The organism is Pseudomonas sp. FP2294, assembly GCF_030687625.1.
In the GTDB taxonomy this organism is placed as follows: Bacteria; Pseudomonadota; Gammaproteobacteria; order Pseudomonadales; family Pseudomonadaceae; genus Aquipseudomonas; species Aquipseudomonas shahriarae.
On sequence record NZ_CP117441.1, the window covers coordinates 4,328,588 to 4,343,631 of the forward strand.

Consider the following 15,044-nt stretch of genomic DNA (forward strand, 5'->3'; position numbering starts at 1 on the left):
ATCAACCCACCAGGCTGCGCACCGCGCTGATCTGCGGGATCTCCACCCGGCGCATATACACCCGCAGCGGCTCGGTGATGTTGATGCGGTCGTCGATGTTCTGGTCCAGCAGCAGTTGGATGTGCTCGCGGGACAGGGTCATGGCCTGGTCGGCCGCCGGCTGCCAGACAAACTCGCTGGTGGGGATGATGCCGTCGTCGGCGACGTCCATGCCGAACGAGTCTTCGCTGAAACGCACGATGTAATGGCCGGTCTTGCGGTTCAGGCCGACAAAGCCGTTGAGTTGGTCGGCGGCCTGGCAGATGAGTTCTGAAGTGATGCGCATGCTAAACCTCACTGAAAAATCCCACAGGGGAAGTGAACGATGGTTTACACGCGAGGCGGCGAAAGAAGGCAATGCAGGTTTCCCTCTGGCGGGGAAACTCGGGCCAAGAATACTGCATAGCACGGCACAAAAGCGCAGAAAAATAGCGCATGCGCACGTTAATGTCGGTTTGGTGATAGCGCGATTTGCATGCAATTGTTAAAAAGGAAGCCTTCTTGAAGCTCCCCCCACGAAAGGACCTCGCACATGCCTGCTACGTTTACCAAGAGTGCCCTGCTGCTCGCACTGATGATGGGCCTTGGCCACGCACAGGCTGCAAGCCCCATCAGCCCGGTAGAACTGGCGACCAAGGACGGCATTCCGCACCCTGCCGTGATCGCCCACCGGGGTGCGTCCTACGATGCACCGGAGTCCACCGCCGCCGCCTACAAGGTCGCCCGCGACCTGGGTGCCGACTACCTGGAACTGGACCTGCAACGCAGCAAGGACGGCGTATTGTTCGCCCTGCACGACGATAACCTGCAACGCACCACCGACGTGGCCACCAAGTTCCCCGAGCGCAAGGACAGCCCGGCCAACGAGTTCACCTGGAAAGAGCTGCAAACCCTGGATGCCGGCAGTTGGTTCAACACCGCCTACCCAGAGCGTGCGCGCCCGGGCTTCGTCGGGTTGAAAATCCTCAGCCTGGACGAAATCATCAAGATCGCCGAAGGCAACCCCCAGCATAAACCCGGCCTGTACATCGAAACCAAAGAGCCCAAGCAGTTCCCGGGGATCGAAGCCGATCTGAAGGACAAGCTGTTGGACAAGGGTTGGCTGAGTTCCGTGGGTTCCAAGCTGGGCAAGAGCAACACCGGGGTCGGCCAGGGCAAGGGCCGCGTGGTGTTGCAGACGTTCGAGACGGCCAGCCTCAAGGAACTGCAGAAAGAGATGCCCAACACCCCGAAGATCCTGCTGCTGTGGGTAGGTGAAGGCGGCATCGAGCCCAAGTCCAAGGTGACTTTCGCCGAATCCGGCGAACCGACCAAGGCGGCCTACTATGCCAAGCAGGAACCCAAGGACGCGGCCGAATTCGAGAAGTGGGTCGATGAAGCCAAGAGCCTCGGGGCGATTGGCACTGGCCCATCGGCACAACTGACGAACCTGGGCGACCAGAGCTATTCGGACCTGGTCAAGCCCGAGATGAACCAACTGACCCACGACAAGGGCCTGCTGGTGCACGTCTATACCGTCGACGAGCCGGTGGATTTCGAGAAGGTCATGAGCGCCGGGGTCGATGGCATCTTCACCAACCGCGCCGCCGAACTGCTGAAGTTCTACAAGCGCTGGCCGTCTTCCAGCGTGCAGGATCTGCTGCAGGACAGCGGTTACTGAGTGAGCGAGTGGTCAGGCCAACTGTGGCTGGGGCCTGATTACGGCCTGATCCTCGGTGAGACGGGGCGTACGGCGCCCCACGCGCATTACGCCCATCAATTTATCCTGTCCGCGGAGAGCCCCATCACGGTCAGCCTTGATGGGCACCTGCAAACGGCTTACCGCCTGTTCATCCCCTCTCGCCAGCCCCATGCCATCGTGCATGCCCCCGGTACGGTGTTGATGGCTTATGTGGAACCCGGTGCATTTGAAAGCGAGTCGTTGCAACACGCCCTGGAGACCGCCGACTTTTCCCATGAGCGCCTGGAGCAGACATTGCGCCAGCTACCACGTCGCCAGGCGGACGATGAGCGCGTGCAACGCGCCCTGCACACCCTCGATCAACAGTTGAGCGGCAAGGTCTCGGCGCAGTCATTGGCGCAGGCGGCGCACCTGTCGTTGAGCCAGTTGGAGCGCCTGTTTGTCAGCCAGCTCGGCGTGCCGGTGCGGCGCCTGGTGATGTGGCGCCGCCTGCGCCGGGCCCTGGATCTGGCCCTGAACGGTCACACCCTGACCCAAGCGGCCCATGGCGCGGGGTTTGCCGACTCGGCGCACTTCTCGCGGACCATGAAGCAACTGTTTGGCGTGACCGCCGGGGCCTCCTTGCGCCATCTTCAAGTACATCTCCTACAGTAGTGCGCTTGGCACCGCAGGTTCCTTGCTCAGTTGCGCCGCACTGAAGGGATCACGCAACTGCTCGACGTAATCCACCGGAAAATCCGGCCGGCTGCCAATCCCAAGGTCGCCCTCGCCCATTCGATAGTCCTCGGTGTAAAACGCAGTCCCCAACAGCCAGTCCCACAGGTTGAAAAACAAACCGAAATTCACATCCCCTGCGCGCCCGTACTTCATATGGTGGAAGCGATGCACGGGCGCCCAGGCAAATACCCAGCGCAACGGCCCCAGGCGCATATCGACATTGGAGTGCTGCAGCAACAGTTGGATGGCAATGGCCAACGCCAGCAGCATCGCCACCTCCAGCGGAATGCCCAGCAGGATCAACGGCAGCAAGCCGGCTGTGGCCTCCAGCATCTGGTGCAAGGGATGCTTCATCAAGCCATTGAACCCATAGAGCCGCTGCACGCTGTGATGCACCGCATGCAAACGCCAGAGTGCGGCGATGCGGTGGCTGGCGTAATGCATCAGGGTGATGCCCGCATCAGCAATGATGATCGCCAACAGCAATTGCGCCCACAGCGGCCAGGCGCGCGGCCAGGCGCCCTCGATCGCCAGCCATGCCGTGAGCAGCGGCAATGCCAGCAACCCCAGGGCATTCAGGCTTTCATTGACCAGCGCGTGGAGGACATCCCGGCGTCGGTCGCCCAGAGGGCGGTTCCACTGGGGCTCGTAGGGCAAGTACAGCTCGGCGATAAACGACACGCCGATGGCCAGCGCAAACACCGCCAGCAGCCACTGCGATGCCCCTAACATGACCAACCAGAGCCCCGCGCCAATAAAGCCTGCCCAGAACAAGGGCGCGTACAGCCAAGCCAATATCTGTTTCATAAGTGTCTCCCGTGGGTGAGACACCAGCATGAAATCCCCCGGCGCGGGGCGATTGAACAAACAACGCAAACGTCCTACACAATTAAGGGTGAATTAAGTTGCGCGGGGTAATCTGATCCCACTTAAACAGCTCACCCCAAAGGACCACATCATGAAAAACCTGACCGCTCTGTTCGCTGCTGCTGCCCTGACTCTGACTGCCGGCCTGGCCCAGGCCGATGTTCGCCCGGACCAGATTCCAAGCCTGCTGCAATCGGGCGCCGTGAAGCCATTTGAACAGCTGAATGCCGCCGCCCTGGCCAAACATGCCGGCGCCACCATCAACGACACTGAGCTGGATAACGAAGCCGGGCGCCTGGTCTACGAAGTTGACCTGACCGACACCACTGGCAAGAAGTGGGATGTGAAGCTCGACGCCAAGACCGGCGAAGTGCTGGAAAACAAGCAAGACACTTAAGTTGCCCCGGCAACACAACGCGCCGCCTTCGGGCGGCGCAGTTGTGTCTGGTCAGGCGCTAAGGCGCGCCGTCACCTCATTCAGCTCAGCAGACAGCCCACGCAGGTTATGACTGGCCGCTTCGGTGCGCTGCACGTTGTCCAGGTTGGCAGTGGCCACCGTGGTGATTTGCGTGATGTTGCGCGAGATATCCTCGGCCACCGAGGTTTGCTCTTCGGCCGCTGTGGCAATCTGCCGGTTCATATCGCGGATCGCCTCTACAGCCTGGGTGATATGACTGAGCATCGCCCCGGCCTGGGTGACCTTTTCGACGCTCTCATCACTGCATGACTGGCCGCTGACAATCGCCTCGGCGGCATCCACGGCGCCGGTCTGCACTGCCTGGATAATCTGGTTGATCTCGATGATCGACGCCGCTGTGCGTTGCGCCAGGCTGCGCACCTCATCGGCCACCACCGCAAACCCACGTCCGGCTTCGCCTGCTCGCGCGGCCTCGATCGCCGCATTGAGGGCCAGCAGGTTGGTCTGTTCGGCGATGCCGCGAATTACTTCCAGCACCGTGCCGATGCGCACGCTGTCTGCTTCCAGGCGGCGGATGATGCCACCGGTGTTGAGGATCTCGTTGCGCATCTGGCCGATGGTGGCAATGGTCACTTGCATCACCTCGCCGCCCTCACGGGCCGAATGATCGGCCTCGTCTGCTGCCCGCGAAGCGCTGGCGGCGTGGCGCGCGACTTCCTGGGCGGTGGCGGACATTTCGGTCATCGCCGTCGCCACTTGATCGGTACGGCTGAACTGATCCTGGGTGCCCGTCGCCATCTGCCCGGCAATCGAGTTCAACTCGCCACTGGCGCTCACCAGGTCCTTGGCACTGCGCTGTAGGCGGCCAAAGGTTTCAGCGAGGAAGTCGCGCAACGTATTGGCGGCTTGGGCCAAGTGCCCCAGTTCATCCTGGCGCTGGCTGGCAACGCGCTCGGCAAACCGGCCATGGCTCAATTGGGCCACATAGTCGATCAGGCCACGGATCGGCAAAATCAGGTTGCGGTTGATCAACCACAGGCTGAACAGACCGATCAGCCCTCCAGACAGCACCATCACCGCCAGACCCAGCATCACGGTACGTTCGGCATAGGCGCTGATTGCCAGGGATTGCTGCTTGCCCTGCTCACGCAGCAGGGTGACCAGCGCGCTCATCTGCTCGCTCACCGTGCGGTCCACGCCCTTGACTGCGTTATCCCCAGCCGCTGCATCAGCCCCGGCGGCCAAGTAAGCATCTCGCCCCTTCTGGTAGGCGACACCCAGCATCTGGTGCTCTTGACGCAAGGTTTCCAGGCGACGGCTCAAGGCTGGGTCGCCCTGGGTGTTGCTCACCAGGCGCGCCAGGATGCCCTGCACGTCTTGCTGCCGATCCTGGAACTGCCCCCAGTACTTGTTCATGTCCTGGGGCTGCTTGCCACGCAGCAGGACGTTTTTCCATTCCTGGACCTGGACCTTGAATTGCAGGTTGGCTTCATCAATCAGCTGTGAGGTTTGCAACGGCCCCTCCAGCAAACTGCGGTAACTCTGCACACCGTTGGAGAGAAAATGAAAACACGCCAGGGCAATCAACAGCATTGCCAACAGGCTGCCACCGAGCAACGACAGGATCTGTGCTCTCAAGGACTTTCGCAAAAAACTCATCGGGGAAAAGCCTCGAAACAGGGAAATGGGGACCTGCACCGCAACATCCCTGTCAGCCAACACATGGCCAATCCAATGGCATGCTTGCACCATGAATCGGCCGGACTAGACACTTCTTGAGCCCAGTGGATGAGTGGCCGGGCAGCGGCGGCCTGTGACTGACAAAAAATAGGCGAACGGATCGAGTTGTTGCAGGAAGAAATCGCCGCCAACCTCAACGAACAAAGCAACCGCACGCTGTTTACCCTGACGGTGGTCACGGTACTGGCGCTGCCGATCAATATCATCGCGGGCTTCTTTGGCATGAACGTGGGTGGCATTGGTGGCGACGTTCACCTTGATTGCCGGCAGATGGGCGTTTCGCAAGCGCCAGGATGACTAAGGCTCAAATGCAAACAACCTATGGGAGCGGCGGCGAGTTTTAGACCAGCGGCCGGCTGACGACACCAAACACTGACTTGAGGCAGCACCTCTGTAACATTCTGCAATGACCATGGGAAACATCCTCCCCACTCTGGATGCTCCGGCATGGCCACCCCTTCCCTGACCGCCTCCCACCAGGCAGCCGCCCCTGACGCAAAACCGCAACTGGACACCAAACCCAGCCTGCTCACGGTGATCGTGTTCTTTTCCGTGCTCGCCATGGGCCTGTTGTTCACCGCCTACAGCCTGATGCGCGACATGCACGAACTGGGCACGGTGGTCACCACCTGGACCCCATTCCTGCTGCTGGGCGTGGCGCTGCTGATTGCCCTGGGGTTCGAGTTCGTCAACGGTTTCCATGACACCGCCAACGCCGTGGCGACAGTGATCTACACCAACTCGCTGCCGCCGCAATTCGCGGTGGTCTGGTCGGGGTTCTTCAATTTCCTCGGCGTGCTGCTGTCCAGTGGCGCGGTGGCCTTTGCCATCATTGCCTTGCTGCCGGTGGAGTTGATTTTGCAGGTTGGCTCTTCCGCCGGTTTTGCGATGATCTTCGCCCTGCTGATCGCGGCGATCCTGTGGAACCTGGGCACCTGGTGGCTGGGTTTGCCAGCGTCGTCCTCCCATACGCTGATCGGGTCGATCATCGGGGTGGGCGTGGCCAATGCCCTGATGCATGGCCGGGATGGCACCAGTGGCGTGGACTGGGCACAGGCGATCAAGATCGGCTATGCGCTGCTGCTGTCACCACTGATCGGTTTCGGCTTTGCCGCCCTGCTGTTGCTGGCGCTGCGGGCCTTTGTGAAAAACCGCGCGCTGTACAAGGCGCCCAAGGGCAACACCCCGCCGCCGTGGTGGATTCGCAGCCTGCTGATCGTGACCTGCACCGGCGTATCTTTTGCCCACGGCTCCAACGATGGCCAGAAAGGCATGGGCCTGATCATGTTGATCCTGGTGGGCACTTTGCCCATGGCCTACGCGTTGAACCGCACCATGCCGGCCGATCAATCCCTGCAATTTGCCGCCGTGGCTGAAGTCACCCAGCAAGCCCTGGTCAAAATCGCCCCGCAACCGGCGCCGGTGGACCCACGACCGACGCTGTCGACCTATGTGCGCACCAAGGACGTCACGCCCGAGCTGATCCCCGCCCTCGCCGCCCTGACCGGGCATATCGGCGAGCAAGTCAAAGGCTACGGCTCCCTGGCCAAGGTGCCCGCCGAGGCCATGGGCAACGTGCGTAACGACATGTACCTGACCAGCGAAACCATTCGCCTGATGGACAAGGGCAAAGTCGGAAATTTCGACGCCGACACCGAGGGCAAGCTGCAACTGTTCAAGCAACAGATCGACAATGCCACGCGCTTTATCCCGCTATGGGTGAAGATCGCCGTGGCCATCGCCCTGGGCCTGGGCACCATGGTCGGCTGGAAGCGCATTGTGGTGACCGTCGGCGAGAAAATCGGCAAGACCCACCTGACCTACGCCCAGGGCGCCTCGGCGGAAACCGTGGCCATGCTGACCATTGGCGCCGCCGACATGTTCGGGTTGCCGGTATCGACCACCCACGTGCTGTCGTCGGGCGTGGCCGGGACCATGGTGGCCAATGGTGGCGGCTTGCAGATGAAGACCATCCGCAATCTGCTGTTGGCCTGGGTGCTGACGTTGCCGGCGGCGATTGTACTGTCGGGCAGTTTGTACTGGTTGTTTACTCAAATCTTCTGAAACACCGGCACCCGGGCGTGACCGACAAGGTCACGCCGGTAGCTCGTGAATAACCCGAGAGTGCCGCATACATTCAGGATGCCCGCGTCATCGTTAACGTCCTTCGCGAGCAAGCTCGCTGTTGAAGAATTTTCCCCGCAGCACGTCGTAGCCCCAGTGGTACACATAGGTGTACGGCAGGAAGAACAGCAGCACGCCGATATCCAGAATAAACGCCTGCATCAGGCTGATGTTCAGCCACGCGGCAATCAGCGGCACGGCGAACAGAATCAGCCCGCCCTCGAACAGCAGCGCGTGCATGATCCGGGTCTTGACGCTATTGGCCAGCTGCAGGCGCACTTTGAGGCGGTCGAAAAGGCTGTTGAAAATCATGTTCCAGGTCAGCGCCAACAAGCTGATAGCCAGGGTCACAGCACCCATTTCCAGGGCCGGCCGGCCAGTGATCCACACCAGCAGCGGCGTACAGATCAACAAGGCCAGGCCTTCGAAACCCAGGGCCTGCAAAGCGCGTTCAGTGATGGACTTGGTGGTGTTCATAAGCCTTGCTCTGTGAATGTCGAGGGTTGCCATCATCACTCCCGCACTCGATACTTCATAATCAATAACCATCGACCAAGGCGATAGATGATGGCCTCTCATGAAGTGTTGCAAGCGTTTGTGCAAGCGGCGACCCAAGGCTCGTTTTCGGCAGCGGCACGCAAGCTGGGCAAGAGCCAATCGACCGTCAGCGCCGCAGTGGCCAGCCTGGAGATTGATCTGGACGTGGTGCTGTTCGACCGCAGCAGCCGCAAACCCACCCTGACCCCGGCCGGGCATGTCCTGTTGCAGCGCGCCGAGCAGGTGCTGGAAGCCAGCAGCCGCCTGGAGCTTGCCGCCAGCCAGTTGTCCCAGGGGCTGGAACCCAAGCTCAGTATTGCCATGTCCGACACCTATCAGTCGGGACGTTTTGAAACGCTGCTCAGCGCCCTTGAGCAGCGTTATCCGGACCTGGAGCTGGAGTGGCTGATTGCCGAATGTGAAGACCTTATCGCCCTGGTCCAAAGCGGGCGGGCGCAGCTCGCGTTTATCGAGGCGCAGGAGGTCTACCCGCCAGACCTGACCCATGCCACCGTCGAAGAGCGCGCGCAACTTGCGCTGTTTGTATCGCCGCTGCATGCACTGGCCGGCCTTGAGGGCATCAACCAGCAAACCCTGGAACAACACCGGGAGCTGCGCCTGGCAAGCATCATCAACCCCAATGAAAACCGGCCGAGCGGCCGTGTATGGTCCGCCCCCAGCTTTTTGATGCTGATGGAAATGGCCATCCTCGGTTTTGGCTGGGCCCCCTTGCCGCGCTGGCTGGTGGAGCGTTTTGCCAATGGCCAGCTGGTGGAGCTCAAGGCGCGCGGCTGGCCACGTTCGGTGGCGGTGGATGCCTTGTGGTCACGACAACAGCCGCCGGGCCCGGCCGGCAGTTGGTTGCTGCAAAAGATGCTTGAGTAACCTCAGCCGGCGCCTACAAAGGGCTATCGGTGCAGGTTGCCAGGCGTCGTTCGATAAAGCGTTTTTCCGGGGCCTGCTGGGTCAGGCCCAGGGCTGTTTCATACGCCTGGCGCGCCTCTTTCATCCGCCCCAGTTGCCGACAGAACTCCCCCCGTGCCGAATGCGCCAGGTGGTAATCCCGTAACTCGCCACGCACCAGGATCCCCTCGACTTGCTGCAACCCCGCCAACGGCCCATCGCGCATGGCCAGGGCAACGGCGCGGTTGAGCTCGATCACGGGCGACGGCAGCATCCGCAGCAGCACGTCATACAGGCCGACAATCTGTGGCCAGTCGGTCTGCGCCGCACTCGGGGCCTCGGCGTGTACCGCGGCAATCGCCGCTTGCAGGCAGTAAGGCCCGAAACGCCGGGTGGCCAGGGCCTGTTCTACCAACCCACAGCCCTGGGCAATCAGCGCTGCATCCCACAGCGTGCGGTCCTGCTCATCCAGCAGCACCAGCTCAGCGGCGGCAGAAAGCCGGGCCGGGCGCCGGGATTCATGGAGCAGCATCAACGCCAGCAGGCCCATGACTTCCGGCTCCGGCAGCAACTCCAGGAGCAGGCGGCCCAGGCGGATGGCCTCGCGGGTCAAGTCGTCACGGGTCAGGTCAGCGCCCATGGACGCCGAGTAGCCCTCGTTGAACACCAGGTAAATCACCCGCAATACGCTGTCCAGGCGCTCGGGCAACTCCGCCAGGGACGGCACCTGGTAGGGAATCCTGGCCTCGCGGATCTTGCCCTTGGCCCGCACGATGCGCTGGGCGATGGTGGCCGGCGTGACCAGGAAGGCCCGGGCAATTTCCTCGGTGGTGAGGTCACAAATCTCACGCAGGGTAAGCGGCACTTGCGCATCCGCCGCCAGCGCCGGATGGCAGCAGGTAAAGATCAGGCGCAGGCGGTCGTCTTCCACGTCTTCGGCACTCCAGTCAGCCGCTTCCAGCGCATCGGCCTGCTCCTGCAACAACGGGGTGAAACGGGCCTGGCGACGCAAGCGGTCGATGGCCTTGAAGCGCCCGGCAGACACCAGCCACGCTCGGGGATTGTCGGGCACACCGTCCTGCTGCCAGCGTTCGACCGCGACGAAGAACGCCTCGTGCAGGGCTTCTTCGGCGAGGTCGAAATCCCCCAGCAGGCGAATCAACGTCGCCAGGATGCGCCGCGACTCACTGCGGTAGACCGCCTCGACTTGGGCCTTGACGGTCAATCGGGCATGCCCGTGGTCACCAGGGTCACCAGCCGGTCCAGGCTCTCGCCCCAGCCCTGATGAAAACCCATGGCTTCGTGGGCTTGTTTGTCGGCTTCGCTCCAATGCATGGCGCGGGCGGTGTAGCGGGTCTTGCCAGCCACCTCCTCGAAGGTCACTTCGGCGCTCATAAACGGCTTGCCCGAGGGGATCCAACCCGGCAGGAACGCATCGGTAAACACCAGGCGGCGCGGCGCGTCGATCTCCAGGAACACGCCCTGGGTCGGATATTCACTGCCGTCCGGCGCGCGCATCAGGGTGCGAAACAGGCCACCGACCCACAGGTTCATTTCGCACTCGGGCGTGGTCATGCCGTGGGGGCCCCACCATTGTTGCAAGAGCGCAGGCTCGGTCCAGGCGCGGAACACCCGGCTGGGCGGGGCGTCGATCACCCGGCTGATGGACAGTTCAAATGCAGCAGGTTGAGTGTTCATGGTTAAACCTCCTGAGTTTTATAAGTGTTGAGTCAGAGATTCAAATCACGCACGGGGCGCACTTCCACGCTGCCGACCCGCGCCGCCGGAATGCCGCCGGCCACCTGCAGCGCCTCATTCAAGTCCTTGGCTTCGATCAGGTAGAAGCCGGCAAGCTGCTCCTTGGTTTCGGCAAACGGCCCATCGGTGATCGACAACTTGCCGTTACGCATGCGCACGGTGGTGGCCGTGCTCACCGGCTGCAGGGCCTCGGCCGCAAGCATGCGGCCACTGCCGTGGACCGCCTCGGCGTAGGCGTGGCATTCCGGGTCCTTGGGGCTGTCGGGCAGGCTGTGCAGCAAAGCTTCGGCGCTGTAGACCAGGCACAGGTATTTCATGGCGTTCTCCGTTTTTCGGACTAATGACTATAGTTCGCGGTACTCACGGTTCCAGGTCGAACAGACCGGCGCCGGTTTCCATATCGAACGGTGCGGACCAATGCTCGTGCACCACCTTCCACTGGCCGTTGATTCGCTGGTAGCCGGCGCTGACCCGCATCCAGCAGGTTTTCAGCACGCCATCGGGCCCGGTGCCGCCGCAGTGGGCGAGCCAGTGGGCAAAGGCGCTGTCATCGGCGGCGACGATATGCAGTTCATGAAAGTCGAAAACACCGGGGCCCGGGCAAAACTCCATGCAGGCCTGCCAATGGGCACGGTAGGCCGCCTTGCCTTTGAACTGCAGGGCATTGACGGCGTCGAACGCGACGATATCTTCGGCGTAAAAGCTGACAATCTGCTCGACATCCTTGGCGACCACCGCTTGCTTCCATTGCTCGATCAGGGTGTTGATTGCGTTGCTCATGGCGATACTCCTCGGGGTGGAAAATCACAGAAGACACCCTTGGTCGAATGGGCCGCCTGCCAATCGACAAGCCTACAAAAAATAATTTCGCCAAGGGCAAAGCCGCTAGAATTTGCGACTTCCCTGTAGGACTTCGGATATCTGCTCGATGGAAACCCGCCTCGCGCCCTATGAGACGCTGACCGCTGCACAGCAACAGCAACTCGCCAGCCTCGAAGTCCACCCCGAGCAACTGGCCTATAGCGGCGATATCGACTGCGCGCTGAACAGCCTGCTGGTCAACCCCAACCCCGGCATCAAGGGCTTTGCCTTGCTGGCCGACGAAATCCCCGTGGCCTTCCTGCTGCTCAAGCGCCCGCCCTGCCTACCCCATTGGGCCGACGAACACAGCGCCACACTGCATGCCCTGCAAGTCGATCGCCACCAACAGGGCCGCGGCTTGGGCAAAGCCTGCCTGCAAGCCCTGCCCGCTGCCGCCCGCCTGGCCTGGCCACAGATCACGGCGTTGGAGTTGTCGGTGGACAGCGACAATGTGGCGGCAATGGGCTTGTATTTGCAGCAGGGCTGGGTAGACCGGGGCGAGGCGTATAAGGGGCGGGTGGGTTATGAACGGCGGTTGGCACTGACACTCGGTTGATATCAGCGTTGACAACCCCAAAATGTAACGTATATATAACTTTAAAATACCAAAGTAACGGTAACGCGACATGGATCCTGCACTTCTGAGCCAGAGAATCGGCAACCAGGTTCGCTCGATGCGCCTCAGCCGTGGCCATACACAAGCACAGCTGGCACAGCTGGCCGGTACGACGCGGCAAAAACTGATCGAGATTGAGCACGGCAGCTTGTCGGTGGCGATGAATGCCTACGCACGGGTTTTTGCAGCCTTGGGCAGTGAGGTCAAACTGGTCCCCGTTTCCATGCCAACGCTGGAGGAAGTGGAGGATTTGTTCAATGAGTAGCTACAAACTGCAGGTCCGTACGCCCGAAGGCGCAAGTGGCAGCGTGTTCGTCGGCACTGAGCACTACCACTTTCGCTACGCTGATGATGCCCTGGAGCAGAGTGCAATCAGCCTGCTGATGCCAGTGCGGGCCGAGGAGTATCGACGGCATGAACTGCACCCGATCTTTCAAATGAACCTGCCCGAAGGTTATGTACTGGAGCAACTGAAAAACCGTCTGGCGAAGACCGTCAAGGTAGATCCAATGCTGTTGTTGGCCCTGTCAGGCAGCAGCGCACCTATCGGCCGCGTCTTCACCTCGTCCGCGCAAGTCAACCAACTGATTGAGCGCAACAGCCCCGTGTCGTACGGTGAGCGTCTGGATGAAATCCTCGCCTGGGATGGTGCCGAGGATTTGTTTACCCATCTGGTCGATCGCTACATCCTTCGCGCCGGCATTTCCGGGGTACAGCCTAAGGTATTGGTACCCGAAATCCCGCTGGTACCGGAACAGAAATTCACATCGAAAACCAACGATCTGATCATCAAGAGCGGGCGTGACGAGTTTCCAGGCCTGGCGATCAACGAATACCTGTGTATGTCGATTGCAAGGGAGGCAGGTATCCCCGTGCCACCCTTCTACTTGTCACAGAACCACAAGCTTTTCATCATGCGCCGCTTTGATCGGGACGAAAAACTCAACCCCCTGGGCTTTGAAGACATGACCACATTGATGGGCCTTTCCGCCGAGCAGAAATACAGCAAGAGCTACAACATGATTGCCAAGGCTGTTCGCCTCTTTTGTGCAATCGAACATGAACGCAGCTCCCTGGAGCAGTTGTTCGATAGCGTTGCGCTGAGCTGTATCGTCGGCAATGGTGATGCCCATCTGAAAAATTTTGGCTTGCTCTACAGCGATCCACTCAAACGTGACGCCCGTCTTGCACCCGCTTATGACATCGCCAATACCACCGCCTATATTCCCGAAGACGCCCTGGCTCTGGACCTGGACGGCAACCGCTCATTCTTTGCGTCACGCTTGGGAATCCTTGAGTTTGCCAAGACCTGCAGCATAGAAAACGCCGAGGAGCGCATCCGGGCTCTGCTGCAGACCCTTGAAGTGGTACTCGCACGTGAAGACGATTATTGTCGGCAAGCACCCCACGTTGCTCAGGCCATCCGGCAATCAGCGCAGGGCTACCAACGCAGCTTTGGCGGATAATCGCCAGCGCTCCCTGGGCAAGGAGACCCCCATGCTAACCACCCTGGACCAACTCGAAACCCTCTACGGCCTGCCCCAGGAGCGTGCCCTACGCAAGGAAATCGCGTTTCTCAATGAGGATTACCAGGCGATGGTCAAAGCCTCGCCGCTGGTGATTGTCAGTTCTTCAGGCGCCGATGGCCTCGACGGCTCGCCTCGGGGCGATGTGCCGGGGTTTGTGCGGATCATTGATGAGCGCACGCTGGCGATCCCCGATCGGCCGGGCAATAACCGCCTCGATACCTTGCGTAACCTGTTGGTGGATCCACGGATTGCCTTGCTGTTCATTATTCCGGGGATCGGGGAAACGTTGCGGGTCAACGGGCGGGCGCAGATTTCCATCGAACCTGAGTTGCTGCAGAGCTTTGCGGTCAACGGCAAGCCGGCGCGGTCGGTGATTGTGGTGCAGGTAGAGGCGGCGTATTTCCACTGTTCGAAAGCTTTTGTGCGCTCCGATTGCTGGAACCCGGACAAGCATGTGGAGCGTTCGACGCTGCCGTCAGCAGGGGCTTTTCACAAGCGTTTGAATGATGGGCAGTTTGATGCCGAGGCCTACGACCGGGAAATGCCGGAGCGGGTCAAGGCCACGTTGTATTGAGGCCCTGGGCGGCTCGGGCGCCCTTGAGATCGCCATCGCGGGCAAGCCCGCTCCCACAGGTAATTGCGCCGTACCTGGCTTTGAGTAAACCCCCGATACAAATGTGGGAGCTGGCTTGCCTGCGATGGCGGTGGATCAGGCGATGTACAGGTTATGCGGACTTTTCGACAGGCAGCCAGATTTCCACGGTACCGGTGCCCTTATCCACGTCGAAGTCGGCGCTGTAGCGCTCGAAATCCGGCCCGGCGACCTTGTACCCCGAGGTCGGCAACCACTCGTACATAATCCGTTCATAGGTCTGCGACAGCGCATACACCGGCCCGTAGTGCGCGAAGACCGCATAATGATTGGCCGGCACTTCAATGGATTGAAAGTTGCCCGGCACATCACTTTTGGCTGGCACTTCGACCCCGGCGATGTAATCAAACTCTTCCTGGGTGGCGTTGTAGCAAACGCCGTAGGTCACGCCGCCCATGCGCTTTGTGATGTCCTTGATGCAGCTGTCGAACAACTCCCATAGCTTCGGAATGTCCCCCAGCGTGGCCTTGCCGTAATGACCGCCGACCCCGGCAATGACCATCGCCCTGCCCTCTTCCATGCGGGGTTCCAGGGGTAACGTTACCTGTTGGTTCATCTGCACAATCTCCATTGATAAATGACCAAAACCATACTGAGTATAG

Annotated in this window: 18 protein-coding genes and 2 pseudogenes; 10 read left to right on the forward strand and 10 right to left on the reverse strand. The window is 60.8% G+C overall.

Going from position 1 to position 15,044, the window contains the following annotated elements; translation table 11 throughout:
- Position 1: 1 nt before the first annotated feature.
- Positions 2 to 325: a DUF2025 family protein gene (locus PSH73_RS19330; RefSeq protein ID WP_057960461.1), complete on the reverse strand. Its 324-nt coding sequence runs from the start codon at positions 323 to 325 to the stop codon at positions 2 to 4.
- A 246-nt stretch (positions 326 to 571) separates the two neighbouring features.
- Here PSH73_RS19330 and PSH73_RS19335 point away from each other — a divergent pair, with 246 nt between their 5' ends.
- Positions 572 to 1,699 (forward strand): glycerophosphodiester phosphodiesterase, encoded by a 1,128-nt coding sequence (locus PSH73_RS19335; RefSeq protein ID WP_057960462.1) that lies wholly within the window; start codon positions 572 to 574, stop codon positions 1,697 to 1,699.
- Positions 1,700 to 2,374: a helix-turn-helix domain-containing protein gene (locus PSH73_RS19340; RefSeq protein ID WP_057960463.1), complete on the forward strand. Its 675-nt coding sequence runs from the start codon at positions 1,700 to 1,702 to the stop codon at positions 2,372 to 2,374.
- On the opposite strand, the gene PSH73_RS19345 is transcribed toward PSH73_RS19340, so the two are convergent.
- Positions 2,366 to 3,244: a sterol desaturase family protein gene (locus PSH73_RS19345; RefSeq protein WP_057960464.1), complete on the reverse strand. Its 879-nt coding sequence runs from the start codon at positions 3,242 to 3,244 to the stop codon at positions 2,366 to 2,368. The two genes, PSH73_RS19340 and PSH73_RS19345, sit on opposite strands and share 9 nt — an antisense overlap.
- Positions 3,245 to 3,395: 151 nt before the next feature.
- On the opposite strand from PSH73_RS19345, the gene PSH73_RS19350 reads away from it, so the two are divergent.
- Complete coding sequence (locus tag PSH73_RS19350; RefSeq protein ID WP_038442689.1) at positions 3,396 to 3,701, forward strand: PepSY domain-containing protein; 306 nt, start codon at positions 3,396 to 3,398, stop codon at positions 3,699 to 3,701.
- A gap of 51 nt (positions 3,702 to 3,752) precedes the next feature.
- Here the strand turns inward: PSH73_RS19350 and PSH73_RS27070 are convergent, their stop codons facing one another.
- Entirely contained in the window at positions 3,753 to 4,520 is a 768-nt protein-coding gene (locus PSH73_RS27070) for a methyl-accepting chemotaxis protein (protein WP_370693747.1), read from the reverse strand.
- Between the two features lie 165 nt (positions 4,521 to 4,685).
- Positions 4,686 to 5,474: pseudogene (locus tag PSH73_RS27075) on the reverse strand (hypothetical protein); the annotation flags it as partial.
- A 75-nt stretch (positions 5,475 to 5,549) separates the two neighbouring features.
- On the opposite strand from PSH73_RS27075, the pseudogene PSH73_RS19360 reads away from it, so the two are divergent.
- Positions 5,550 to 5,763: pseudogene (locus PSH73_RS19360) on the forward strand (CorA family divalent cation transporter); the annotation flags it as partial.
- A gap of 146 nt (positions 5,764 to 5,909) precedes the next feature.
- Entirely contained in the window at positions 5,910 to 7,526 is a 1,617-nt protein-coding gene (locus PSH73_RS19365; protein WP_057960466.1) for an inorganic phosphate transporter, read from the forward strand.
- Between the two features lie 93 nt (positions 7,527 to 7,619).
- On the opposite strand, the gene PSH73_RS19370 is transcribed toward PSH73_RS19365, so the two are convergent.
- The gene (locus tag PSH73_RS19370) at positions 7,620 to 8,063 is read right to left on the reverse strand and encodes a multidrug/biocide efflux PACE transporter (protein ID WP_057960467.1); all 444 of its coding nucleotides are present in this window, start codon (positions 8,061 to 8,063) and stop codon (positions 7,620 to 7,622) included.
- Positions 8,064 to 8,153: 90 nt separating this feature from the next.
- Between PSH73_RS19370 and PSH73_RS19375 the strand changes: the two genes are divergently transcribed.
- Entirely contained in the window at positions 8,154 to 9,008 is an 855-nt protein-coding gene (locus PSH73_RS19375) for a LysR family transcriptional regulator (protein ID WP_057960468.1), read from the forward strand.
- A 13-nt stretch (positions 9,009 to 9,021) separates the two neighbouring features.
- Here PSH73_RS19375 and PSH73_RS19380 read toward each other — a convergent pair whose 3' ends face one another.
- From PSH73_RS19380 to PSH73_RS19395, 4 genes are read right to left on the reverse strand one after another with little or no spacing between them, the layout of a single operon-like run.
- A complete protein-coding gene (locus PSH73_RS19380; protein WP_057960469.1) occupies positions 9,022 to 10,251 on the reverse strand; it encodes an RNA polymerase sigma factor in 1,230 nt (409 codons plus the stop codon).
- Entirely contained in the window at positions 10,248 to 10,724 is a 477-nt protein-coding gene (locus PSH73_RS19385; protein WP_057441942.1) for an SRPBCC family protein, read from the reverse strand. Before PSH73_RS19385 ends, PSH73_RS19380 begins: the two co-directional genes overlap by 4 nt.
- 32 nt (positions 10,725 to 10,756) lie before the next feature.
- Complete coding sequence (locus tag PSH73_RS19390; protein ID WP_057441944.1) at positions 10,757 to 11,101, reverse strand: YciI family protein; 345 nt, start codon at positions 11,099 to 11,101, stop codon at positions 10,757 to 10,759.
- 43 nt (positions 11,102 to 11,144) lie between these two features.
- Complete coding sequence (locus PSH73_RS19395; protein ID WP_128593818.1) at positions 11,145 to 11,564, reverse strand: nuclear transport factor 2 family protein; 420 nt, start codon at positions 11,562 to 11,564, stop codon at positions 11,145 to 11,147.
- Between the two features lie 148 nt (positions 11,565 to 11,712).
- On the opposite strand from PSH73_RS19395, the gene PSH73_RS19400 reads away from it, so the two are divergent.
- From PSH73_RS19400 to PSH73_RS19415, 4 genes are all read left to right on the forward strand, one after another.
- Positions 11,713 to 12,201: an N-acetyltransferase gene (locus PSH73_RS19400; protein ID WP_057960471.1), complete on the forward strand. Its 489-nt coding sequence runs from the start codon at positions 11,713 to 11,715 to the stop codon at positions 12,199 to 12,201.
- Positions 12,202 to 12,271: 70 nt separating this feature from the next.
- Positions 12,272 to 12,526 carry a helix-turn-helix domain-containing protein gene (locus PSH73_RS19405; protein WP_057960472.1) on the forward strand — a complete coding sequence of 85 codons (255 nt, stop codon included), beginning with the start codon at positions 12,272 to 12,274 and terminating at the stop codon, positions 12,524 to 12,526.
- A complete protein-coding gene (locus tag PSH73_RS19410) occupies positions 12,519 to 13,727 on the forward strand; it encodes a type II toxin-antitoxin system HipA family toxin (RefSeq protein ID WP_057960473.1) in 1,209 nt (402 codons plus the stop codon). The genes PSH73_RS19405 and PSH73_RS19410 overlap by 8 nt, the downstream gene beginning before the upstream one ends.
- Positions 13,728 to 13,758: 31 nt before the next feature.
- Positions 13,759 to 14,364 carry a pyridoxamine 5'-phosphate oxidase family protein gene (locus PSH73_RS19415; protein ID WP_057960474.1) on the forward strand — a complete coding sequence of 202 codons (606 nt, stop codon included), beginning with the start codon at positions 13,759 to 13,761 and terminating at the stop codon, positions 14,362 to 14,364.
- A 151-nt stretch (positions 14,365 to 14,515) separates the two neighbouring features.
- On the opposite strand, the gene PSH73_RS19420 is transcribed toward PSH73_RS19415, so the two are convergent.
- Positions 14,516 to 14,998 carry a GyrI-like domain-containing protein gene (locus PSH73_RS19420; RefSeq protein WP_120733974.1) on the reverse strand — a complete coding sequence of 161 codons (483 nt, stop codon included), beginning with the start codon at positions 14,996 to 14,998 and terminating at the stop codon, positions 14,516 to 14,518.
- Positions 14,999 to 15,044 lie beyond the last annotated feature (46 nt).

Coding starts and splice junctions, on each gene's coding strand:
- PSH73_RS19400 (WP_057960471.1), top strand. CDS start 11,713: ATGGAAACCCGCCTCGCGCCCTATGAGACGCTGACCGCTGCACAGCAA.
- PSH73_RS19350 (WP_038442689.1), top strand. CDS start 3,396: ATGAAAAACCTGACCGCTCTGTTCGCTGCTGCTGCCCTGACTCTGACT.
- PSH73_RS19345 (WP_057960464.1), bottom strand. CDS start 3,244: ATGAAACAGATATTGGCTTGGCTGTACGCGCCCTTGTTCTGGGCAGGC.
- PSH73_RS19370 (WP_057960467.1), bottom strand. CDS start 8,063: ATGAACACCACCAAGTCCATCACTGAACGCGCTTTGCAGGCCCTGGGT.
- PSH73_RS19415 (WP_057960474.1), top strand. CDS start 13,759: ATGCTAACCACCCTGGACCAACTCGAAACCCTCTACGGCCTGCCCCAG.
- PSH73_RS19365 (WP_057960466.1), top strand. CDS start 5,910: ATGGCCACCCCTTCCCTGACCGCCTCCCACCAGGCAGCCGCCCCTGAC.
- PSH73_RS19395 (WP_128593818.1), bottom strand. CDS start 11,564: ATGAGCAACGCAATCAACACCCTGATCGAGCAATGGAAGCAAGCGGTG.
- PSH73_RS19385 (WP_057441942.1), bottom strand. CDS start 10,724: ATGAACACTCAACCTGCTGCATTTGAACTGTCCATCAGCCGGGTGATC.
- PSH73_RS19375 (WP_057960468.1), top strand. CDS start 8,154: ATGGCCTCTCATGAAGTGTTGCAAGCGTTTGTGCAAGCGGCGACCCAA.
- PSH73_RS19390 (WP_057441944.1), bottom strand. CDS start 11,101: ATGAAATACCTGTGCCTGGTCTACAGCGCCGAAGCTTTGCTGCACAGC.
- PSH73_RS19420 (WP_120733974.1), bottom strand. CDS start 14,998: ATGAACCAACAGGTAACGTTACCCCTGGAACCCCGCATGGAAGAGGGC.
- PSH73_RS19405 (WP_057960472.1), top strand. CDS start 12,272: ATGGATCCTGCACTTCTGAGCCAGAGAATCGGCAACCAGGTTCGCTCG.
- PSH73_RS27070 (WP_370693747.1), bottom strand. CDS start 4,520: ATGGCGACGGGCACCCAGGATCAGTTCAGCCGTACCGATCAAGTGGCG.
- PSH73_RS19410 (WP_057960473.1), top strand. CDS start 12,519: ATGAGTAGCTACAAACTGCAGGTCCGTACGCCCGAAGGCGCAAGTGGC.
- PSH73_RS19335 (WP_057960462.1), top strand. CDS start 572: ATGCCTGCTACGTTTACCAAGAGTGCCCTGCTGCTCGCACTGATGATG.
- PSH73_RS19330 (WP_057960461.1), bottom strand. CDS start 325: ATGCGCATCACTTCAGAACTCATCTGCCAGGCCGCCGACCAACTCAAC.